At 25.8% G+C, this 23,615-nt stretch carries 19 protein-coding genes; 14 read left to right on the plus strand and 5 right to left on the minus strand.

All coding sequences use genetic code 11. The features are described 5' to 3' along the window. Positions 1–15: 15 nt before the first annotated feature. Together ADFLV_RS02715 and ADFLV_RS02720 are read left to right on the plus strand one after the other, a co-directional pair. Positions 16–1,647, plus strand: coding sequence for a cation:proton antiporter (locus ADFLV_RS02715; RefSeq protein ID WP_014473251.1), 1,632 nt, complete (start codon positions 16–18; stop codon positions 1,645–1,647). 125 nt (positions 1,648–1,772) lie between these two features. Beyond that, the gene (locus tag ADFLV_RS02720; RefSeq protein ID WP_014473252.1) at positions 1,773–2,288 is read left to right on the plus strand and encodes a rhodanese-like domain-containing protein; all 516 of its coding nucleotides are present in this window, start codon (positions 1,773–1,775) and stop codon (positions 2,286–2,288) included. Positions 2,289–2,316: 28 nt separating this feature from the next. On the opposite strand, the gene olsF is transcribed toward ADFLV_RS02720, so the two are convergent. Then, positions 2,317–4,029: a bifunctional ornithine lipid synthase OlsF gene (gene olsF, locus ADFLV_RS02725; protein WP_014473253.1), complete on the minus strand. Its 1,713-nt coding sequence runs from the start codon at positions 4,027–4,029 to the stop codon at positions 2,317–2,319. A gap of 156 nt (positions 4,030–4,185) precedes the next feature. On the opposite strand from olsF, the gene ADFLV_RS02730 reads away from it, so the two are divergent. The 7 genes from ADFLV_RS02730 to ADFLV_RS02760 all read left to right on the plus strand — a co-directional run bounded on the left by ADFLV_RS02730 (position 4,186) and on the right by ADFLV_RS02760 (position 14,373). Further along, positions 4,186–6,492, plus strand: coding sequence for a hypothetical protein (locus tag ADFLV_RS02730; protein WP_228712357.1), 2,307 nt, complete (start codon positions 4,186–4,188; stop codon positions 6,490–6,492). A gap of 96 nt (positions 6,493–6,588) precedes the next feature. Next, on the plus strand, positions 6,589–8,343 hold the full coding sequence (locus tag ADFLV_RS02735) for a hypothetical protein (protein WP_129010422.1): 1,755 nt from the start codon (positions 6,589–6,591) through the stop codon (positions 8,341–8,343). Further along, positions 8,340–9,071, plus strand: coding sequence for a nickel/cobalt transporter (locus tag ADFLV_RS02740; protein WP_129010423.1), 732 nt, complete (start codon positions 8,340–8,342; stop codon positions 9,069–9,071). Before ADFLV_RS02735 ends, ADFLV_RS02740 begins: the two co-directional genes overlap by 4 nt. After that, a complete protein-coding gene (locus ADFLV_RS02745; protein WP_129010424.1) occupies positions 9,068–9,550 on the plus strand; it encodes a DUF1007 family protein in 483 nt (160 codons plus the stop codon). Before ADFLV_RS02740 ends, ADFLV_RS02745 begins: the two co-directional genes overlap by 4 nt. After that, on the plus strand, positions 9,547–9,858 hold the full coding sequence (locus ADFLV_RS02750) for a hypothetical protein (RefSeq protein WP_129010425.1): 312 nt from the start codon (positions 9,547–9,549) through the stop codon (positions 9,856–9,858). The genes ADFLV_RS02745 and ADFLV_RS02750 overlap by 4 nt, the downstream gene beginning before the upstream one ends. Positions 9,859–10,033: 175 nt before the next feature. Beyond that, positions 10,034–13,585 (plus strand): esterase-like activity of phytase family protein, encoded by a 3,552-nt coding sequence (locus ADFLV_RS15105; RefSeq protein WP_129010426.1) that lies wholly within the window; start codon positions 10,034–10,036, stop codon positions 13,583–13,585. Between the two features lie 80 nt (positions 13,586–13,665). After that, positions 13,666–14,373, plus strand: coding sequence for a DUF445 domain-containing protein (locus ADFLV_RS02760; protein ID WP_014473260.1), 708 nt, complete (start codon positions 13,666–13,668; stop codon positions 14,371–14,373). Positions 14,374–14,396: 23 nt separating this feature from the next. Here the strand turns inward: ADFLV_RS02760 and ADFLV_RS02765 are convergent, their stop codons facing one another. Then, positions 14,397–14,633, minus strand: coding sequence for a hypothetical protein (locus tag ADFLV_RS02765; protein WP_014473261.1), 237 nt, complete (start codon positions 14,631–14,633; stop codon positions 14,397–14,399). Between the two features lie 161 nt (positions 14,634–14,794). Between ADFLV_RS02765 and ADFLV_RS02770 the strand changes: the two genes are divergently transcribed. The 3 genes from ADFLV_RS02770 to ADFLV_RS02780 are packed head-to-tail and all read left to right on the plus strand — an operon-like array spanning position 14,795 to position 18,623. Further along, positions 14,795–15,100: a hypothetical protein gene (locus ADFLV_RS02770; RefSeq protein ID WP_014473262.1), complete on the plus strand. Its 306-nt coding sequence runs from the start codon at positions 14,795–14,797 to the stop codon at positions 15,098–15,100. Beyond that, on the plus strand, positions 15,100–18,087 hold the full coding sequence (gene mfd, locus ADFLV_RS02775) for a transcription-repair coupling factor (RefSeq protein WP_129010427.1): 2,988 nt from the start codon (positions 15,100–15,102) through the stop codon (positions 18,085–18,087). The genes ADFLV_RS02770 and mfd overlap by 1 nt, the downstream gene beginning before the upstream one ends. An 11-nt stretch (positions 18,088–18,098) precedes the next feature. Continuing rightward, the gene (locus tag ADFLV_RS02780; RefSeq protein ID WP_129010428.1) at positions 18,099–18,623 is read left to right on the plus strand and encodes a GNAT family N-acetyltransferase; all 525 of its coding nucleotides are present in this window, start codon (positions 18,099–18,101) and stop codon (positions 18,621–18,623) included. Between the two features lie 56 nt (positions 18,624–18,679). Here ADFLV_RS02780 and cowN read toward each other — a convergent pair whose 3' ends face one another. After that, on the minus strand, positions 18,680–18,994 hold the full coding sequence (cowN, locus tag ADFLV_RS02785; RefSeq protein ID WP_129010429.1) for a N(2)-fixation sustaining protein CowN: 315 nt from the start codon (positions 18,992–18,994) through the stop codon (positions 18,680–18,682). Between the two features lie 107 nt (positions 18,995–19,101). Here cowN and ADFLV_RS02790 point away from each other — a divergent pair, with 107 nt between their 5' ends. Beyond that, the gene (locus tag ADFLV_RS02790) at positions 19,102–20,094 is read left to right on the plus strand and encodes a helix-turn-helix domain-containing protein (RefSeq protein WP_129010430.1); all 993 of its coding nucleotides are present in this window, start codon (positions 19,102–19,104) and stop codon (positions 20,092–20,094) included. 154 nt (positions 20,095–20,248) lie between these two features. Here ADFLV_RS02790 and ADFLV_RS02795 read toward each other — a convergent pair whose 3' ends face one another. Continuing rightward, the gene (locus tag ADFLV_RS02795) at positions 20,249–21,253 is read right to left on the minus strand and encodes an endonuclease/exonuclease/phosphatase family protein (RefSeq protein ID WP_129010431.1); all 1,005 of its coding nucleotides are present in this window, start codon (positions 21,251–21,253) and stop codon (positions 20,249–20,251) included. Next, a complete protein-coding gene (locus ADFLV_RS02800) occupies positions 21,250–22,971 on the minus strand; it encodes a diguanylate cyclase (RefSeq protein ID WP_129010432.1) in 1,722 nt (573 codons plus the stop codon). The genes ADFLV_RS02795 and ADFLV_RS02800 overlap by 4 nt, the downstream gene beginning before the upstream one ends. A 164-nt stretch (positions 22,972–23,135) precedes the next feature. Here ADFLV_RS02800 and ADFLV_RS02805 point away from each other — a divergent pair, with 164 nt between their 5' ends. Continuing rightward, the gene (locus ADFLV_RS02805) at positions 23,136–23,615 is read left to right on the plus strand and encodes a Spy/CpxP family protein refolding chaperone (RefSeq protein WP_129010433.1); all 480 of its coding nucleotides are present in this window, start codon (positions 23,136–23,138) and stop codon (positions 23,613–23,615) included.

Genomic DNA, 23,615 nt, shown 5'->3' on the forward strand with positions numbered 1-23,615 from the left:
TATAAAAGGAGTTCTATGTTAGGGATTATTGTTACAGCAACATCAATTGCACTTATATTAAATTTGATATTAAAAAAAGTTCATTTACCAACAATTATAGGTTATATATTAACAGGAACAATTATTGCTTATACTTTTAATCTTCATGAAGCTGTAAATAATCATGATTTAAGAGAAATAGCTGAGTTTGGTGTAGTATTTTTGATGTTTACAATAGGTTTAGAGTTCTCTTTAAGTCATTTAAAAAAGATGAAAAGAGAAGTATTTTTTACAGGAAGTTTACAAATAATAATAACAGCGTTTTTCGTTTTTTTAATTGCAAAGTATATTCTTGGATTTGAAACACAAACTTCTTTGATAATAGGTACAGCACTTTCTTTATCTTCAACAGCAATAGTTTTAAAAACATTTAATGAAACAAAAGAGATAACAAAACCTTATGGACGAAGAGTTTTAGGTATTTTAATTATGCAAGATATTGCAGTAATTCCTATTTTACTTATGATTTCATTTTTTTCTATGACAGATGAAGGTTCTTTAGTTTTTGCTATCAGTAAAACAGTAATTGCAGCAGCAGTTTTATTAGCTTTATTATATTTTAGTGGTAAATATTTACTTGAACCATTTTTAAGATATGTATCTGCAACTAGATCAGATGAATTATTTGTAGCTTCAGTTTTATTATTAGCTGTTGGTTCTGCTTATTTAGCTTATTATTTTGGCTTTTCATATTCACTTGGAGCATTTATAGCAGGTATGATGATAGCTGAAACGAAATTTAAACATCAAGTTGAAGCGGATTTGATTCCATTTAGAAATATTCTTTTAGGAGTTTTCTTTATTACTGTTGGTATGCAAATAAACTTTAAAATAATTTCAGATTACATCTTAATAATTTTAGTTTTATTACCTCTTGTTATGGCTTTAAAATTTGCAGTTATTTATGTGTTAGTACGATATGAAGATAATAAAAGAGTTGCTTTTAAAACAGCACTATCTTTGATTCAAATAGGAGAATTTTCACTTGCAATCTTAGAATTAGCAAGAAGTCAAAGTTTGATTGACCCAACATATTCTCAAATATTGATTGTTACAATTGTAATATCTATGATTTTAACACCAATTATTTTGAAGAATTTATCAAAAGCTGCAGCAAAATTAATTCCTGAAGATGTTATGATGATAACAAATACTTATAACGTTTCAGAAGATACAGAAAATCACGTAATTGTTTTAGGATACGGAAGATTTGGACAAGCAATAGTTGATGAATTAAAAGCATTCGGACAAAAATATGTTATTTTAGAACACAATGTAAAATTTTATCAAGTAGGAAAAGACAAAGGTGAACCAATAGTTTTTGGAAATGCTGCACAAAAACATATTTTAAATTCTTTAAATATTACAAAAGCATCGGCTGTAATTGTTGCAGTTAATAATCCTGAGATTTTACATTTAATATGTGAAGCAGTTGGTGAGTTAACACATAATAGTAAAACTATAGTAAACGTTACAACACAAGATGAAAAAGAATCTTTAGAAAATCTAAATTTAGAACATATAATAGTAGCTACAAATCAGATAGCAAAAGCTGTTGTTGATGAAGTTATGTATTGTAGATTGGACAATAGTAAAGATTACTATTAAAAAAATGTATAATTTGTATTAATAAAATTAATATAAGTATTTATTATAATTTAAACTAAGTTCATATAGACTCTATTTAACTAATTACTGAAATCAGTAAGAGGTTTTTATATAAGGAGAGAGATATGAAATTAGGAAAAGTTTTATTAACAGCTGGATTTTTAGCATCAACTATGTTTGCTGCTGATTTTGTTAATTATCATAATTTAACAACAAAATTAAAAGAAGAAGCAAAAAAAGATGGACTTTATGCAACTACTCAAGAAGTAAAAGATGCATTAACAAAAAGTGATTGGGCTGTTGTTGATGTAAGAACTATGGAAGAGTGGTCAGCAGCTGCTATTAAAGGTTCTCAAAGAGTAGGACGTGAAGCACCTGAAAAAGCTTTAGAAAATATTGTTTTAGATGACAATGAAAAGTTTGTAAAAACAAATTTAATAGTTGTTTGTAATACAGCGGCAAGAGCATCGCTTGAAGCTCAAGCTTTTAGACAAATGGGATTTAACACTGTAAAAATTTATGGAATTAATAAATGGATAGATGAGTGTAATCCTGTAGTTACAAAATATACATCAGGTGAAGATAAAGAAGGAACAAAAACTAAGTTTGGTAATTATTACGCTGAACACTGTAAAAAATAGTTAGAAGAGTAGAAAAAGAGTGAAAATATTACTCTTTTTCTATATATCTTTGTTTTGCACTCTCTTTTATTTTCTCAACTTCAACTAAAATAAATCCATCAACACAATCTGCAAAATTTGTATCAATATTAAAATCTAAAAATTTAACGCCATTATCTTCTGCTATTTCACTATATTGTTTATATAAAGTTGGAATAGATACGCCAATATTTGATAAGGCTGATTTTAAAAATTTAAAATCTTTTCTTTTATCATTTAAATCAAAAAGCTCTTTTATATCATTTATATTATTTGAATATTGATATGGAGTTTTAGCTTCAACTAATTTTTCATTTGTTCCATAATAATGATTATAATAAAAAATTAACATATCTTTAGCAACAGCTGGGAAAGTTGCACTAAGAGAAACTGGACCAAACATATATTTTATATTTGGATTATTTTTTAAATAAGCACCAATTCCAAACCAAAGATAATCTAAAGCTCTCGTTCCCCAATATTTAGGTTGAACAAAACTTCTTCCTAATTCAATAGAATCATGTAAATAAGGAATAAATTCTTCTGTGTATCTAAAAAGAACATTAGAATAAAAACCTTTTACGCCAATATTTTTAAAAATAAAATTTGAATTTCCAATTCTATAAGAACCCACAATTTCTAGCTCATTTTCATCCCATAAAATAATATGTTGATAATAAATATCATATTTATCGGTATCTCTTTTTTTATTTACACCTTCACCAACTTTTCTAAAAGATAATTCTCTTAATCTTCCTAATTCTTTTAAAACTATTGAATCTTCTGTGTAATCATATAAATAAATCTTTTTTCCATCGTTTGTTTGTCCAATAAGTTTTGATTTTTTTAATTCATTTAACAAATCAATTCTACTAACAGGATGTGCAATAGCACTTTGGGTTTCAAAAAAAGATTTTTTTCCTTTTTTTAGACTATACAGATGTTTTCTATATAAATTTAGTAAAAACTTTTTATCTATTCCTTTTGGAGTGATATTTTCATTTGGAATAATTTGTCCAACTTTTATATTTATTCTTTTTGATTTCTTTTTGAACATTTCATGAGATAATAAAAGTGTTGAAAATGTTTTGTTAATTATAGATATTGTGTAAAATGTTTTCGAATTTTTAGCATCTAAATAAATTGGTAAAATAGGTGAATTTGTATTTTGTGCAAATTTTAAAAAACCTCTATTCCAAATAGGGTCTTTTATCCCCTTTGTTGTAGCTCGGCTAACTTCTCCTGCTGGAAAAATAATAACTGCTTCTTCATTGTTTAAAGCTTCGTAAATTTTTTTTATATCAGTTTTTGATTGTCTTATTTTATAGTTGTCTATTGGAATAAGTAAAGAATTTAAAGCTTCAAAACCAGCTAAAAAATCATTTGCTACTATTTTTACATCTTTTCTAATTTGTGAAATAAGTCTTAATAAACATAAAGCATCAAGTCCACCAAGAGGATGGTTTGCAATAATTACAACTTTTCCACTTGTTGGGATATTTTGCAAATCATTACTTGAAGTTGTATAGTCAAAATCAAAATAGTCTAAAACAGCATCAACAAATTCAAATCCTTTTAAATGCGAATTTTGTGATAAAAATTGATTTATTGAATCTTCATGAACTATTTTTTTTGCAATTTTAAATAAAGATTTTTTTAGAAAATTCTCTTTTTCTTTTATTTTTGGGAATTTTTTTTCTATCTCTTTTTGAATGTCTATCATTTATACTCCTAATTTATAAAATTATAAAAAGGTTTGATTACAAAAAGGTGACAGAAAAAAATAAAAAATGTAAAAATAGTTATTGAATTGTAATAGATATTTTTTATAATAATGCAAATTCTAAACTTTTTTAAATATTTTAAAGTAGGAGAAAAAATGTTTAAGAAAGTCTTATTAAGTACAATTGCTGCGTATTTTTTAGTTGGATGTGGAGGAGGAAGTTCTTCAAATTCTTCCGATACATCAACAACAATTATTGTTGAAAGGGGAGCTGTTTTAAATGCAACAGTAAAAGATGCTTTAAATCAAATAGCTATTTGGAATAAGGGAACAAATAGTTATGTTTTTAAAAATAGTATAACTTATCCAATTAGTGTAATTGGTGGTTTTGTTGATATTAATAACGATGGAATAAAAAATGATTCAGATTTTGATTTAGATATTGAATTAAAATCTAGTAGTGGAAAAAATGTTACATTAATTTCAACTATTATTTATAATCAAGATAAAATAAGAGAAAAAAATAATCTAAATATTTTAAGTAAAGAGTTTTCTTTAAGTGAAGAAGAGTTATTAAACTTGCCATCTTCAAAAAAAGAGTTAGCACTTTTATCAAATGTTATTTATAAAAATTTAGAGTTAAACTCTGCTATAACTTTAGAAAATATTGTTGAATTAATCTCTTTAAATAAAATAGATTTAAAACAAGAATATGAAAAAATAGATTTACAAAACTATACAAATTTAAGTTCAAAAGAGTTTTTAGAAAAAAATGAATTAGAAACAATAGATGAAATAAAAGATATTAAAATTCTAAGAGAAAAACTACCAAGTTATATAGGAACAGATTTGACTTCAACTGAAGTTTTAAATGAAAAATCAGCTTATATTTCACCTCAATGTTATACCAAAACACAAGATGAAAATCTAAATGTTTATAATCCTTGTTATTCTTGTCATATAAATTCTGATGAACCAAATTATATAGATGATTGGGATTTACAAGAGAGTTATGCTTTTAGTGAAAATAGTTATAAAAATCCTTTTACAAATAGTTTTAAAGATAGAACAACTTTAGTAAATGCAATAAATGATAATCAAATTCTTGAATATATAAATCAAGATAACTATAAAGATGAAAATGGAAATATTATTTTAAATACAAAACTAAAATATGATTTACCAAAAGAGTGGGATTTTGCATATGATGGTGTAAAAGATAGTGTTTGGAGTGGATATGTACCTGATTGTTATTTTAACTTTGATGATGAAGGTTTTGATAAAGATAAAAAAGGTGAGTTTACAGGTTGGAGAGTTTTTGCATATAGTCCATTTTTAGGAACTTTTTGGCCAACAAATGGAAGTACAGATGATGTATTAATTAGACTTCCAAAATCTATGATGTTAGATGAAAATGGTGATTTTTCAAAAGAGATTTATAAAATCAATTTAGCAATTGTTGAATCTATGATTAAAAGAAAAGATATAGATTTGGGTTTTGAAGTTGATGAGAGTAAATATGGAGTTGATTTAAATCATAATAATATTTTAGATAAAACTTCAACAATAGTTTATAAATGGATTACTCCTGATGCAATTAGTAATTATCCAAAGATAATATATTATAACTATTATGTTGGTCTTGCAAAAAGTAAACTTGAAACAAATGAACTTAATATTGCTCCAGGACTTTATCCAAATGGAACAGAGTTTTTACACTCAGTTAGATATATTGGAATTAAAGATGATAAAAGTGGAATAAAATTAGCCAATAGGATGAAAGAGTTAAGATACGCAAAAAAAACAACTTGGAATACCTATGCTCAACTTAGTAATGCAGCATTAAGTGAGATAAAGGAAAAAGATACTTTTCCTGATAGATTAAGAACTATTAAGGGAAATATTGAAACAGGATTGACAACTGGTTTAGGTTGGAATTATCAAGGATTTATAGAAGATATAAATGGAAATTTAAGACCACAAAGTTATGAAGAAACTCTTTCTTGTATAGGTTGTCATTCAGGAATTGGTGCAATTACAGATTCAACTTTTGCTTTCCCTAGAAAATTTGATAGTGCAGATAGTTGGTATCATTGGAGTAAGAAAGATTTAACTGGAACAAAAGATAGAACTCTTTCAAACTCAAAAGGTGAATTTGCTTTTTATTTAGAACAAAATAAAGCTGGAGATGAGTTTAGAGCAAATGATGAAATAAAAAATTTATTTTTTGATGCAAATGGAAATTTAATTCAAAGTGAAGTGGATAAAGTTGCAAATGACATCACATATTTAATCTATCCTAGTGTACAAAGAGCAATACAACTTAATAAAGCATATAAAATAATAGTAAATGAACAAAGTTATATTTATGGTAAAGATGCACATATTAAACCTTTAAATGCAACAGTTTATGATGAGGTAGAAATAGATAAAAAAACAGGAATAAGTGCTATTAAATTTTAAGATTAAAAGAGAATTATATTTTATCAATATGGATAACTGTTATCAATTTGTAATAAAGCCAAAGTAAAATTGTGAAAATAAAAAAGGTTACTATTTATGATAAAAAGAAGTTTTTTACTAGGAAATATGATTTTATTTTCTTCAATATTTGCAAATGAATTGGATTTAAAATCTACAAATGCACTAAATACAACGGCATATATTCCTAGTCAATGTTATACAAAAACAGTGGATGAAAAAAATGAAAATATTCTTTATAATCCCTGTTTTTCCTGTCATACTTTAAATAAAGAACCAAATTTCACTCTAAGCGATGCTGATTTACAAGAAGGTTATGATTTTCCAAAAGATGCTTTAAAAAATCCTTGGACAAATCTTTTTAAAGATAGAACAAATGAAGTAGCTAAGATTAGTGATGAAGAGATTTTAAAATATATTAAAGTTGATAATTATAAAAATCAAAATGGTGAAATTATATTAAAATCAAAACTTGAAGATTTAAATGAAACTTGGGATGCTAATAACAATAAAAAATGGGATGGTTATATTCCTGATATTTATTTTAATTTTAATGAAGAGGGTTTTGATTTAGATAACAGTGGAAAATTCACAGGTTGGAGAGTTTTTGCTTATCAGCCATTTTTAGGAACATTTTGGCCAACAAATGGAAGTACTGATGATGTGATGATTAGACTTTCAAAGCCATTTCAAAGTAATGAAAAAGGTGATTTTGATTTAGAAACTTATAAATTAAATCTTTCAATTATTGAAGCTTTAATCAAACAAAAAACTATAAATATAGATGAAATAGATGAAAAAAAATTTGGAGTAGATTTAAATCAAAATGGAATTTTAGATAAAACAACACAAATAGTTTTCAAATGGCTTAAACCTAAATACGATTTTGATTCAAAGAAATTTAAAAATTTTTCTATGAGTTATGTAGGTTTGGCAAAAGAATTACTTGAAAAAAATGAACTTTTAATTGCACCTGGTTTATATCCAATTGGAACAGAATTTACTCATACCGTTAGATATCTTGATATTGACAAAAATGATGAAATTAAAATGTCAAGTAGATTAAAAGAATTTAGATATGCAAAAAAAACATCTTGGAATACATATTCTCAACTTAGTAATCTAGGCTTAGCTGATATAAAAGAAAAACATGATTTTCCCGATAGATTAGATGTTTATAAAGGAAATTTAGAAACAGGATTAAATAATAAAAGAGGATGGTTTTATCAAGGTTTTATAGAAGATTCTAATGGAGATTTAAGGCCTCAAAGTTATGAAGAAACACTTTCTTGTATGGGCTGTCATAGTAATATTGGCTCAACTGCTGATTCAACTTTTGTATATCAAAGAAAATTTGAAAAAGATAGTTTTAATTCTGGTTGGTATCATTGGAGTAAAAAGGGATTTAAAAATATTCCAGATAAAAAACTAGAAAATGGTCAAACTGAGTATGTAAGATATTTAAAAGAAAATAGTGCAGGAGATGAATTTAGAGCAAATGATGAAATTATGGATAAATTCTTCAAAAAAGATTGGCAAAAAGATACAAAAAATATAGAAAAAGATTTGATTTTTAAACTTGAAAATCCACAACTTGAACTAACTCAAGAATGGAAATTTAAACTAGAAGAATTAGAAAAAATCAAAAATGATATTTCATATTTGATTCTTCCTTCAAAACAAAGAGCTTTAGAATTAAATAAAGCATATAAAATAATAGTAAATGAACAAAGTTATATTTATGGAAAAGATATTCATATAAAACCTACACAAAATGTTCATAAAGAGATAAAAAAAGGAACAATGACTAATCTTCAAAAGGTTTTAAAATGATAGAACTATATAATACTTTTTTAAACTTTGTTATAGGAACTCAACAAAAAATAAATCTTCAAATAAGCGATTATTTTGATAGATTAGAAACAGGTGATGAAAGTATGTTTATTTATATTTTAGCTGTTTCTTTTCTTTATGGATTAATTCATGCTTTAGGACCAGGTCATGGGAAAATGGTAATCGCAAGTTATTTTTTAACAAAAAATACAAAAATAAAAGAGGCTTTTAAAGCAGGATTTTTAACTTCTATTATTCATACAATTTCTGCTTTATTAATAACTTTTACTTTATATATCTTTTTTGAAAATACAATCACAAAATATTTTTCAGATATAAATACAAATATGTATAAAGTTTCAGCTATTTTTATAATTTTAATCGCCTTATTTTTATTCTATGAAACTTATAAAGATAGAAATGAAGAAGAAAAAATACAAAAAATTGGAAATAAAAGTTTATTGGCTGTGACTTTGTCAATAGGAATAGTTCCTTGTCCTGGAGTTATGTCAATAGTTTTGTTTTCTATAATTTTAGGATATATAAATCTTGGAATTTTAAGTGCAATTTTTATGAGTATTGGAATGGGATTGACAATCTCACTTGCTGCAATTATCTCTTCTCAACTAAAATCTTCAGAAAATAAAAACTTGCAAGCAATAATAAATAAGATTAGCTATTTAGGAATTTTATTGTTATTTAGTATGGGAATTATTTTATTGGTATGAAAAAGAAAGTAGCTCTATTTTTTTGTGGTTTAAATTTATATGCCCATCCTCACTATTTTTTAGATTCAAGTTTACAAATAGATGAAAATATAGTTAAAAATTTTTGGAAATTTGATGCTTTAAATTCGAAGATTTTAATGTTTGATTTTGATAAAAATAAAAATAAAATTTTGGATAAAGATGAAAAAGAAGAATTTCTAAAAGCAAATTTTTATAAGTTAAAAGCAAATAATTACAATATTTTTTTACAAAACGAAGAAAAAGAGTTTGAAATTATTCCTCAAAATGTAGAGGTACTTTATGAAAATAGAAAATTAACTATATATTTTGATTTCCCTTATGAATTAAAAGGTGAAACTACTTTTTGTACTATGGATGAAAAAATTTATTTAGCTTATAAATTAGAAGATTTAAAAACCAATTTAAAAACAGATATTCAAAAAAGTGAATATGATTATTGTATAGGAGTTACAAAATGAAAAAAGGATTAATATTGATTGGACTAATGAGTTATAATTTAGTTGCTCATCCTGTAAATTATACAATTGAATTAGAAGTTTCTTATAATGAAAATACAAAAGAAGCAAAGGTAATTTGCCAAAGTAATAGTAAAAATAAATGTGGTTTATATAATGTAAATTTATTAAATGAGAAAGATGAAACTTTAGTAGATGTAAAATTTCCCTTTTTAAAAGATTTTATTTTAATAAAAACTGATATAAAACCCACAAAATTGGACTTTTATTTAAGACAAACTCCTGAACATAAGTATAGTAAAGTCTTTTAATCAAGATACCACTTCTAGTTTTTAATATATTTATTTTTTTCTAAGAAGTCCTTTGTAAAGGTCTTTCTAATAAGTTAATTTTTTTTCTTTGGATACCACTTTGATAAATGTTATCAATTTGTAATTTGTTGTTTTTATAATTATCCGGTTTTAAAAACTCTAAAAGGAAATATAAATGAAGAAAAAATACTTAAGTTTGAGTGCATGTTCTTTATTGGCTGCATTTACATTTATTGGTTGTGGAAGTTCATCTTCTTCTGATAATAATACTCCTACCACTACAACAAGTACAGGGACTTTACAATTAAATCCATATTTAGCAAATATTGATTATACATGTGGTTCTATTGTTGGGACAACTACATCAGAAGGTAAATTTACTTACGAAGATAATGGAACTTGTACATTTGTTATTGGGGGAAAATCTTTAACTGCAACACCTAGTTCAAATCTTACAATTGCTCAATTAGCAAATCAAAATGAAGGCGTATCAAGTGAAGTGCTTTCAGCTTATATTATTGCTAAAATGTCACAAAAAACTGGAATTACTTATGATATAAATAATTTACCAGAAACTTTTGAATTACCAGATGATATAGAAGGAAGTACAACAAATCCTTTAGTATTTGATACATTTGATAATTTAAAAGCAAAATTAGGTACAGATTCAATAGTTTCAAAAATTGATAATATTAAATTTGATGTAGCAAATAGATTTGCAAAAAAAGTATCTTTATCATTTCAAGAGTTAGCAACTCCTATTACAAATGAAGAACAATTAACTCAACAAGTTTCAAGTAAAGCTTATGTAAATGGTGAAGCTCAAAATATTTCATATACAGAAATTATGAAAACTACAATGACTGGAAATAGTGAAATCTTAGGTCAATCAAAAGATTATTTAGATAATCCAATCACATTTGGTGATGGAAGTCCTTATATTTGTAATGGAACAAATGCAGGTGAAGGTTCAGGTATGGACTTTACATCTTTACACAATGTTGATGGAAAACTTTTTGCTATTTCTCAATTTGAATGTGCATTGGGTTCTATGTATATGGTTGAATTAAATCAAGATACATCAACAGGTAAATTAACACCTAAAACAGATACTTTAAAATATATTTCACAAAAAGCAGGATTTGGAGGATTTGTACACTGCGCTGGTCAAAAAACTCCTTGGAATTCTCATTTAAGTTCAGAAGAGTATGAGCCAGATGCAAAATCTCCAGATGGAAACTCTTATTATACAGAATTAGCAAAATATTGGGGTGAAAAATCATATAGTGCATATTATTATGGATGGACACCTGAAGTTAAAATTGAAAATAATGAACCAGTATATTCAAAACATTATGCTATGGGAAGATTTTCTCATGAGTTAGCTTATGTAATGCCAGATAATAAAACTGTATATCTTTCTGATGATGGAACAAATGTAGGACTATTTATGTTTGTTGCAGATGTTGAAAAAGATTTAAGTTCAGGAACTTTATACGCAGCAAAATGGAATCAAACATCAGAAGCTGGTGTTGGAACAGGAAGTGCTGATTTAACTTGGATTAACTTAGGACATGCAACAAATGATGAAATTAAAAATATCTTAGACCCAGATGGAGATTTGACAACAAATGATGCTCCAACTTTTGCTGATATTTTTGATTCAGTATCTGCAACAAATGGAACTTGTGATTCAGGATTTACTTCAATCAACACAAGTGCTGGACAAGAGTGTTTAAAAATTAAATCAGGAATGGAAAAAGCTGCTTCTAGATTAGAAGTAAGAAGATATGCTGCATTAAAAGGTGCAACAACTGAGTTTAATAAAGAAGAAGGTATTACTTTTGATAAAAATGCAGGAAAACTATATGTTTCTATAAGTGATGCTAGAAAAGGTATGGAAGATAATAGTTCATACGATGTAGGTGGAAGTAACGATATTAAAATTGCTGCAAACAAATGTGGTGCAGTTTATTCTTTAGATGTTTCAACTTCAGAAGTTAAAGATACTTCAAATACAGCAATTGCATCAACTTATGTTGTTAAAAATATGCAAGGTATAGTTGCAGGTATCCCAACATCATATGACAGCTCATCTGCTTATGCAGGAAATTCTTGTGATGTAAATGCAATAGCAAGTCCAGATAATTTATCTTTCTTAGAAAATTCAAATACTTTAGTTATTGGAGAAGATACTTCTTATCACAAAAACAACGTAGTTTGGACTTATAATACAAAAACAACTGAATTAACAAAAACATTTACTACACCACTTGGTGCAGAAACAACATCAGCATTCTGGTTCCCAAATCTTGCAAATGGATTTAGTTATTTAGGAGTTGTAACTCAACATCCAGATTTAAATACAACTGATGGTGGAGAATCTGCTTATGGATATGTTGGACCATTTAAAAACTTAACTGATTTAAAAGATAGTACACCACAAGTATTTAAAAATGGAGCGTCATTACCTTATACAGTATTAAGAAATGATTTAACAGATGGTTTAGGAAATAGTTTTGAAATAAGAAATGGTGGTTATGGTTCAGCTATGTCAGCAGATCCTGCTGATGCAAATAGTTTCTATGCAATAACAGATAGAGGACCAAATGCAGATTTTACAGGAGCAGAAGGAAAAGGTAAAAAATTCCCATTACCTGATTATACTCCAAGAATTGGACATTTTAAAGTAACTTCAACTGGGGAAGTAGTTAAAACAAAAGAGATTTTACTAAAAGATAGAGATGGAAATAACATCACAGGTTTACCAAATACAAGTGCTTTAGGTGGAACTGGTGAAATTCCTTATGATATAAATGGAAATGTAATTGTTGATTCAAAAGGAAATATGAGATTAGATGATTATGGTTTAGATAGTGAAGGATTAGCTGTATTGAAAGATGGAACTTTCTGGATTAGTGATGAATATGGACCACATATTGTTCATTATGATGCAACAGGAAAAGAGATAGAAAGAATCAATCCATTTGCAAGTGATTCAAGAAACAAATATACTTTACCAGCAGAATTTGCAAATAGAAGAGCAAATAGAGGAATGGAAGGTTTAGCAATAACACCTGATCAAAAAACTTTAGTTGGAATTATGCAATCAACAATGTATAATCCATCAAGTTCAGTTAAAAATCTTGATATTACAAGAATTGTAGCTATTAACTTAGAAGATGGAACAGTAAAACAATATTTATACAAACAAGAGAAAAAACAAAATGCAAACTCTGAATTAGTAGCAATTGATAATGATACTTTCTTAGTATTAGAAAGAGATGAAAATTTCTTACAAGATTCAGGTGTTGAAAATACTCAAAAAAATGTATATAAAATCAAATTAAGTTCAGGTACTGAACTTGAAAATGTTACATTAGGTACAAATATGGTTCAAGATGCAACTTTAGGATTAACAATTGATGGAAGTACATTAGAAGAGTATGTATTAGCAAATGGTTGGTCTGGATTAGAATCAAAAGGAATCAAACCAGTTGAAAAAACTTTAGTGTTAGATATGGTTGCAAAAACAAACTATCCTCATGATAAAATGGAAGGTTTATGGCTTATTAATAACTCAACACTTGGTGTTTTAAATGATGATGATTTTGCTGTAACAGCAACAGATGGTATTTTAGAACAAAAATATCTTGATACAAATAAATTAGTAATTGATAGTAATGTTTTATATATTATTAATGGTTTGGATTTAAGTGCAAATTAAATAATTATTGATATTTAGTTTATGAAACACTTCATAAACTTATGATAAAATCTTCCTTATTTACATAAGGAAGATTTATCATGAACAGAACTGACATAACGAATATAATCACCGTTTTAATCATGGCTTATGGTTATTCAAATGACAACAATGTGATTTATATGATTGGGATTTTTGCTTTAAGTGGAGCAGTGACAAATACACTTGCAATTCATATGTTGTTTGAAAAAGTTCCTTTTTTATATGGAAGTGGAGTAATAGAAAGTAAATTTTCTACTTTTAAACAATCAATTCATAATCTTTTGATGAACCAATTTTTTACACCTGAAAACCTTACAAAATTTTTTCAAGAAGAAGTATCTAGTGCAAAAAAAACAATAGACTTTGAAAAAATCTTAAATAAAACAGATTTTTCACCAGCATATGAATCTTTAAAAGAATCTGTTATGCAGTCATCTTTTGGTGGAATGTTAGGTATGTTTGGAGGTGAAGCAGCTTTAGAACCTCTTAGAGAACCTTTTACAAAAAAACTTCAAGCTTCAATAATCTCAATAACTGCTAGTGATACTTTTCAAGAAGTAGTAAATGAAGCTTTAAAATCAGAAGATTTAAGTGCTGATATATATGAAAAACTAAGCAAAATAGTAAATGCAAGACTTGAAGAGCTTACTCCTAAAATGGTAAAAGAGTTAGTTCAAAATTTAATCAAAGAACATTTAGGTTGGTTAGTTATTTGGGGAGCTGTTTTTGGTGGATTAATTGGATTGGTTAGTGCCTTAGTTGCTTAAAATGTGAGGATTTATTTTAATCCTCACGAATAGTAAGTAAAATGTTCTTTTTGCTTTTCTTCTTTAAATTCTAAAGCATTTTTATATGCTTCTATATCTTTTTCTAAACTTTGTTTCTCTTCTTCAAGTTTTTTTATTTTTAAATTAAGAGTTTCAATCTCATTGTGTAATATTTCATTTCTTTTTTTTAAGATTAGAGCTTCATTTTTATATTTTTCTGCTTCTTCCATAGAAAGTTTACTCAATAATTCATAGTTCATTTTAAATCCTTTGAAATGAAATTAATAATATATATCTTATTATAAAGAATATTATTTAAATATAATTTTACATTAAATTTATAATTTTTGCTAATGTTTATTACAATCAATAACAAAACTTTTATATGTTAGAATTATCCAAAAATTTTTTGGGGATATTTATGGATGGAATAGAAGTATTAGTTTTACTTGATGTTGGTGGATTGGAAGATAAAGAAAAGTTTGAAAAACATGTAAAAAAAGAGGGCTTTAAACCAGTTGAAGGTGAAGATTTTGTTTATACAGCTCACTCTAAAACTACAACATTTTCTACAAAAGCATATATTTTAGAAATTTTTAAAAAAGGGCTTCAAAAAAATAAATTTAATGATGCAAATTTGATTTTTTTATTAAATGAAACACCTTATCCTACATATTATTATGATAAAGAAACAAATGATTTTGAGTTAGTACAAGTAGAAAAATAGTGAAAAATATTTATGAATTTTTAAAAAATTTAAAAGATGAAAAACGACTAAAAGAGTGCCAACTTTTAATTGTAAATGATGATAGACAAGCTCAAATAGCTTCTGATATAGTTTCTTACTTAGGATTTAAACCTTTTTTATTAGCTGATTTTAGAGCAAATTTTGGAGATGATTTACTCTCTTTTAGTGAAGAATTACATGAAATAACTAAAACTTTAGGTGATTATTATTCATATAAAAAACAAGATAAAATATTAATTTCTCCAATACGAACTATCTCTTATCCTCTTCCAAAAGAAAAATGTTTTGAAAGTTTTACAATAAATTTTGTAGATACTTTACATTTAGAAGAATTAAAATCAAAACTTTACAATTGGGGATATTATTTTGTAGATATTGTAACAAGTGAAGCAGAAGTATCAATTCGTGGTGATATTATTGATATTTGTCCACTTGGAAGTGATTTTGGATATCGGGTGAGTTTATTTGATGATGAAGTTGAAAGTATTAGAAAATTCGATATTGAAGACCAAAAGTCTTCTAAAGAAGAGATTGAAAGTTTTTCTATAAATCCTGCATTTTTAGCACTTGATGAAGCATCTTTTGAAGAGATAAATGAACAAGTTCAAACAGTATCAAGTGATGCTTTTATAAAAGATATTCACTCTTTAGGATTTTGGTATTTAAATGATTTAGGTGAATATTTACCTCAAAATTTAAGTTCATTTATCACTCAAGAAGCTTTAGAAGAGTTAGATGAAGTTTATGTTTTTGAAGAAAAAAGAATAAATAAAGATAAATTTTTATTAACTCCACAAATTTATAATAGTAAAAAGTATCAAGAGATAAATCCAGCAAATGTAAAAGAGTTTATCTCTTTTCATAAAGATAAAAAAATCACTATTATTTCAGGAACTGAAGCCAAAGTAAAAGGTTATGATTTAGATTTAAATGATAAAAATATCAAATATGTTTTTGATAATCAAATCATAAATCTTGTAAGTGATGAAGAAGTCATAATCTCTTTAAATAAAGAGATAAAAAAACGAAGAAAGAAAAAAGTAAAACTTGTACTTGATGAACTTCAATACAATGATTTTGTAGTACATGAAAAACATGGTATTGGTCAATACAAAGGAATTGAACCTGTTACTGTTATGGGGGCTAAAAGAGATTTTGTTATTGTTCAATATCAAGGTGAAGATAAACTTTTAATTCCTGTTGAAAATATCGATTTAATAGATAGATATGTTGCTGATGGAAACTCTTATGCAGTTGTTGATAAACTTGGTAAGGGAAGCTTTGCAAAACTAAAAGAAAAAGTCAAAGATAGACTTTTTGCAATTGCAAATGATATTATAAAACTTGCAGCTGCAAGAGAACTTGTAAATGGTATAAAAATCAATACAGATAAAAAAATTCTTGAAGATTTTCCAAAAAGTGCTGGATTTGAATATACAAAAGACCAAAAAAGAAGTATCAAAGAGATATTTAATGATTTAAGTAGTGGTCGAGTTATGGATAGACTTCTTTCAGGTGATGTTGGTTTTGGAAAAACAGAAGTTGCTATGAATGCATTATTAGCAGTTATTTTAGATGGTTATCAAGCAATATTTGTATGCCCTACAACACTTCTTGCAACGCAACACTATCATAGTATTCAAAAAAGACTTGATAGTTTTGGAATAAGAGTTGCTAAACTTGATGGAAAAACAACAGCCAAAGAGAAAACAAGTATTAAAAAAGGTTTAGAAAACGGTGATATAAAACTTGTTATTGGAACTCACTCTTTACTTGATATAAAAACTTCTAATTTAGCTTTAGTTATCATCGATGAAGAGCATAAATTTGGTGTAAAACAAAAAGAAAAATTAAAACATTTAAGAGAAGATGTACATATTTTTTCTATGAGTGCAACTCCAATCCCAAGAACTCTAAATCTAGCTTTATCAAAACTAAAAGGTATGAGTTCACTTCTAACACCTCCAAGTGAAAGACTAGGTGTTAGAACTTATGTAAAAGAGTATAGTGAAAAACTAATCAAAGAGATAATCTTAAGAGAAAAAAGAAGAGGTGGACAACTATTTTATGTTCACAATAATATAGCTTCAATTGAAGCAAAAAAAGCTGATATTGAAGCTATTGCTCCAAATATCAAAATAGATATTATTCACTCTCAAATAAAACCTGAAAATGCTGAAAAAATTATCGAAGCCTTTGAAAATAAAGAGTTCGATATTTTACTTGCAACTTCAATAGTTGAATCAGGAATCCATTTGCCAAATGCAAATTCAATCATAATTGATGGTGCAGATAGATTTGGAATTGCAGATTTACATCAGCTTCGAGGAAGAGTTGGACGAAGTAATAAAGAAGGATATTGTTACTACATAGTTGATGATAAAAAATCAATAACTGATGATGCTGTAAAAAGACTTGTTGCCCTTGAATCAAACTCATACTTAGGAAGTGGAACAGCCTTAGCTCACCAAGATTTAGAAATCAGAGGTGGTGGAAATATCATAGGCGAAGCCCAAAGTGGACATATAAAACAAATAGGATATGGTTTATATTTAAAAATGTTAGAAGATGCACTTGCTAGTCTTAGTGGAGATGATAAACCAGAGAAAAAATCAGTTGATATTAAGTTAGCAATTTCTGCTTATATTAGTGATGATTATATCCATGAAGATAGAGTAAGACTTGAACTTTATAGAAGATTGAGTAAGGCAACTGATATTCAAGAGGTTTATAGTATCGAAGAAGAGATGGAAGATAGATTTGGAAAACCTGATGTTGTAACAAAACAGTTTATAGAGTTAATTATCATAAAAATTTTAGCTTTAAAACTTGGAATTCAAACAATTAGTTCATATGAAATGAATATTACATTCACAAAAGCTGATGATACAAAAGAGAGTATAAAATCACCAAGTAAAGATGATGACGATATTATAAATACAACTTTGAAGTATTTGAGAAAGTAAAAAGGAAATCATTGAATTTAGAGTTTAAAGAACTACAAAAAGAAGATATAAAAGAAGTTATTGTTTTAATAAATCAAGCTTATAGAGCAGAAAAAAAAGATAATGCTTGGACTACTGAATCTCATTTACTAAGTGGAATTAGAGTAAATGAGAATATGATGAAAGAAATTTTAGAAGAAAAAGATACAAAAACATATATTGCAAAAATTGATAATAAAATAGTTGGAACTATTCAAGCCAAACTTGAAGGTGAAAATATTCACATTGGACTATTTGCAGTTGATACTAAATCTCAAGCAAGTGGAATAGGAAAAAAACTTTTAGAATTTGCAGAAAATAGCTCATCTAAACTTTGGAAAAAATCTACTTTTATAATGGAAGTAATATCTACAAGAACAGAACTAATGCAATATTATATTAGAAGAGGATATTTAAATACAAATAGTTTCATAGAGTTCCCAAAATCAGAGTATTGGAAAGAAAATACAAATGAAGAACTTAAACTTTTAGTATTGAAAAAAATTATTCAGAAGTAATTTATATAAAGTTAGAGATTTTAATAAATTTTATTTAAATCTCTAATTTTAACTATTTAACAACACTCCAACTCACAAACACTCAAAGCTTTCATTCCCTTTTCGTCATTTGCTTTTTCAAAAAGTTCATCAAGATAAAAAGAATTTGAACATACAAGATATAAAACAGCCTCTTTTTCATCATCTTTTGGGTCTCTTGTATAATATGCTTTTGGAATCATTGGAACTATTTTTTTCCAATAGATATTCATATTCTTTGGCTTTTCTAATACCCTAAGCATATTATCAATCACACAACAAGCATTTTCAAAACAATTTATATTTTTAAAGCTTATATACCTTTCATCTATTCTAATATCATTATTTGACATAAAAAATCCCCCTACAATTATTTTATATACAATTTTACTTTTATTAAAAAAATTCCCTATGTTATAATGTGAAGAATTAGTGACATTTTACGAAAATAAAGGTAAATATGACAGAATTATCAACTGTTACATTTCATTATGTATTAAAAGCTTTAGAAAAAATAACAAATATTTCAATAGAAAATATGTTAGAACAAGTTAATTTACCAATAAATGATTTAACTAAAATAGATGGAAAAATAGATAGTAAAAATTTATCTTGCATATTTAAATATTGTATGAAAAAATCAAATAATAAAGCATTAGCTTTACATATTGGACAAGCTGTTTCTTATCAATCTTTGGGATTATTAGGTTATTTACTTTTAAATACAAATAATTTAAAAGAGATGATTGAAAAATTTAATGCTTATCAAAAACTGATTAGTGGATATTTTAAATTTCATTTTTTTGAAGATGAGGTTTATTATAAATTAGCAATTTATATAAATGAAAATCCAATGATTCCAGTTCCTAGTTTTCATGCACAAGTTCATTTATCTTCGATAGTTTCAATTTTAACTCAGATTTTAGGAGAAAAGGTATTTCCAGAATTTACATATTTTTCACAAAGTATTGATGAAAATGTAAATGAATATAAAGAAATCTTTGGAGAAAATATATTTTTTAGTAAAGATGAAAATGCAATATTTTTTAAAAAAAATAATTTGGATATTCCTGTTAAAAATTCAAACTCTTCAATGCTTGAATATTTTGAAAATGAAGCAAAAAAGATTTTAGATGAGCAAGAGTTAAAATCTTGGTATTCAAAAGTTGAAAAAGAGATTTTTAAGAATATTGGAGAAAAAGAGATAACTATAAATTTAATCTCATCAAATTTGGGAACAACTCCAAGAACTTTACAAAACTATCTAAAAGCTGAAAATAAAACTTTTAGAGATGCATTAAATAAAATCAGACAAAAATTAGCTGAACATTACATACATAATACAAAAATGGATTTATCAAATATCTCTTTTATGTTGGGGTATAGTGAACCTAGCTCATTTTTTAGAGCATACAAAAAATGGAATAAAAAAACACCAAAAGAAAAAAAATAAAAAAAGAGAAAGAAAGCACACTTTCTCTTTTTTTAATTAGGAAGAGCTTGAACGAGTTAAAGTAGTTTATATCTATAAAAATGCCCTTAATAATAAACTATTAAAAATTTATTATTTGGAATTATACTAAATAGAAGTGTATAAAAAGTGTCTATTATTGATTTATTTCAATTTCACATACAATTTGTGCATGATCACTTTTTAAAAGTGAGCCATTTTGATTTTTTTGTAAATGTTCATCAAAAATTTCATAAGATGTAACTTTTCCTATATGAAATTTATTGTTTTTATCAAAATGCTTAGAAACAAATACATAATCTAAAACATTTCCTTTTCCAGCAAAATAACTTGTTGGAGTTCTTTTTACACCTTTAAACTCAGGATGGGGATTTATTACTTTTATTTTATGTAGATGATAAGCATCTAAAAGTAAAAAATCATCTTTTTTTAGATTTTCCTCATGATATCTTTTATTTGTTAAAGCATCAATTGTTAAAGAAAATTCTTTATCATTTAAATCACATACTAAAATAGAAGGATTTCTATTTGTTTTTATATCTGAGTATAAAGAACTTGCTTCACAAAGTCTTTGTTTTAAAGATAAAGAGTAGTTATTTTTTAAAGCAACTTCAACTTTTTTTAGTTTATCTTCTAATTTATCAGTTTTTGTAAAAATATATTCAAATTCATTTTCTCTATTTGATTTTAAATGACAAACGTAAAAATTTATCTCTTTTTGATTTGGTAAAATAATAGTAGCTTTTATTGGTTCTCTTGCAAATCTGAAAAAGCCTTCAATATTATGTTTTTTTAATGTTGAAAAATCTGTTTCAACTTTTTTTAAATTTTTAATAGGAAATTTTGAAGCAAGAGCAACAGTTGTACTTATATAAATTAAGTCGTTCTTTTTATCAATTTTTGCTTTATCAATAGTTTTAAAGTATTTAAAACCTAATTCTAATAATAACTCTTTTAAAGCATTTTTGGAAAAAACTTCTTGAAAACCAATAATATCACAGTTCATAACTTGAATTTGTTTTTTTATCCAAGCTGTTTTTTCTTCCCACTCTTTATCTGTAAATTTCTCTTTTTTTGTATACCAAGAAAAAGGAGGTTCAACAAACTGAAAAAGATTAAATGTTCCTATTCTTATTTTCATTTATCTTCATTATAGTGAATTGAATTTCTACCTTGTTTTTTTGCTATATAAAGGTTATCATCAGCTTCTTTATAAAGTTTATCACTATTTTCTATATCTATTGCATATTTTGAAACTAATCCAATAGAAATAGTTAAGTGTTTTGAGATAGTACTTGATTTGTGTTCAATTTTAAGCTCTTCAATATCATTTCTTATAACTTCAGCAAATTCAATAGCTTTTTCTTTTTCTAAAGTAGTTATTATTGCAAACTCTTCTCCACCTAATCTAAATGCAAAATCACTTGCTCTATTTGTTCTATTTTTTAAAACTGATGCAACTTTTTCTAATATAACATCTCCTTGTTGATGACCATAAGTATCATTATATTGTTTGAAATAATCAACATCAATGATGAGTAAAGATAGATAATTCTTTTCTCTTTTTGCTCTATTCATCTCTTCAAGGATTTTAGTATTAAAAAATCTTCTATTATAAAGATGAGTTAATTCATCAGTAATAGAGAGTTGTTCGATATATTTTTTGTTTGTAATATTTGATCTAATTGCTGTAAAACCACGAATTTCTTTGTTTTTTATAACAGGTTTTATAATTGCATAAACCCAATAATCATTTCCAGATTTATTTTTATTTTTTATTTCACCGTTCCAACTCTTTCCACTTAATAAAGTATTCCACATCTCTTCATAAAATTCATTTGGTGTATCTGGATGTCTTACTATATTATGGCTTTTCCCAATTAACTCTTTTCTTGAAAAACCTGAAATATCACAAAAAGCTTCACTTACATCTGTAATAATTCCTTCTTTTGTTGTTGAAGAAATAATTACATTTTGATTTACAATTTGGATGTAATCTTGAAGTCTTTTTTCTACTTTATTTTTATTCTCTAAAATACTATTTAAATTATTCGCAAGAAGTATAAACTCTTTGTATGTTAAATCATTTGTATTTATTTTTTCATTGTTTTTTGAAGCTTTTTTGAAAGAATAAATAAGCGTATCTATATTGTTATTAATATATTTTGATATTTTTTCTGAAATAAAATAGATAGAAATTAGAATTAAAATAAAAATTACTAGAATAGATTTTATTTGATAATTAATTGTTTGATTAAATACTTCTTCTTTTCTATTTAATTCTTTTTGAACTTCATCTAAATAAACTCCACAGCCAATAATCCAATCATATTTTTCATATTTTTTTACAAATGATACTTTATCAAATTCTTCAACTGTATTTAACTTTTTAAATTTATATGAAAAAAAACCTTCATTATGATTTATTGCTTCAATTTGTTGTTTGAAAAGATTAGGATAAGGATGCGCTTTTGGATTATCTACTTTTTTACCTTCAAAAACTAAAGTTTTACCATCTGTTGAATTTACAAAAATATAACCACTATTTTCAAATCTTAGTGAAGCTATCCAATCAAGAAGTTCATCCTGATTTTTTTTTCTTAATTCTTCAAACTCTTCTGCTGATAATTTTTCTTTTGATTTATTTAATAAACTCTCTCTATATTCAATTAGTTTATAAACAGTTAATACTTCTTGTTTTATTTCTCTTTTTTTTAATTCAGTTAATTCATTTTTGATATGTAGGCTGTCATTCTCAAAATTATTGTATTGATAAAGAATTGATATTAAAAAAGCTAATAAAGCTGATGTAAAGGCAGTAATAAAGATAAATCTTCTTATAAATTTTGATAATTTCACGTACTATTATTCTTTTATTTTTTTTATGTGTATTCTATCTAAAGTTACATTATTTTCTGATATTAGAATTTTTTATTATTCATTAAAAAATCGTTAAGATAAAATTTAAAAATGGTTAAATTCACTCTGTCATAATTTCATATATCAAATATAAAGGATTTAAAATGAAAATTAAAAATAAGATAGTTTCAGGATTAGTGATAGCTTCACTTTTTACAGGTGGATTATATGCAGCAAATGGTGAAATGAGTAAAAAAGATGATATGAGAAAAGGTGATTTTAAATGTATGATGGGAAAAGGTAAATTTTCTAAAAATGGACTAAGAGGTGAAAATCATATTTTTGGAATATTTAAAGAGCTAAACTTAACAGCAGATCAAGAAAATCAAATCAAAAAAATCATTGAAAATAGCAGAAAAAATGATAAAACTTTTGACGAAGCATTTACAAAAGAAGGTTTTGATAAAGCTAAATATATTCAGATTATGAGTGAAAAAAGAGATAATATGTTAAAATCTCAAGCAGATGTAATTGAAAAATCATATGCTGTATTAACTTCTAAACAAAAAGAACAATTAAAAGTTCTAATGGATTTAAGAAAAGAAAAAATGGAACAAAGATTCCAAGATAGAATTAAAGGGTAA

It is taken from the genome of Arcobacter defluvii, from assembly GCF_013201725.1.
Lineage (GTDB): Bacteria > Campylobacterota > Campylobacteria > Campylobacterales > Arcobacteraceae > Aliarcobacter > Aliarcobacter defluvii.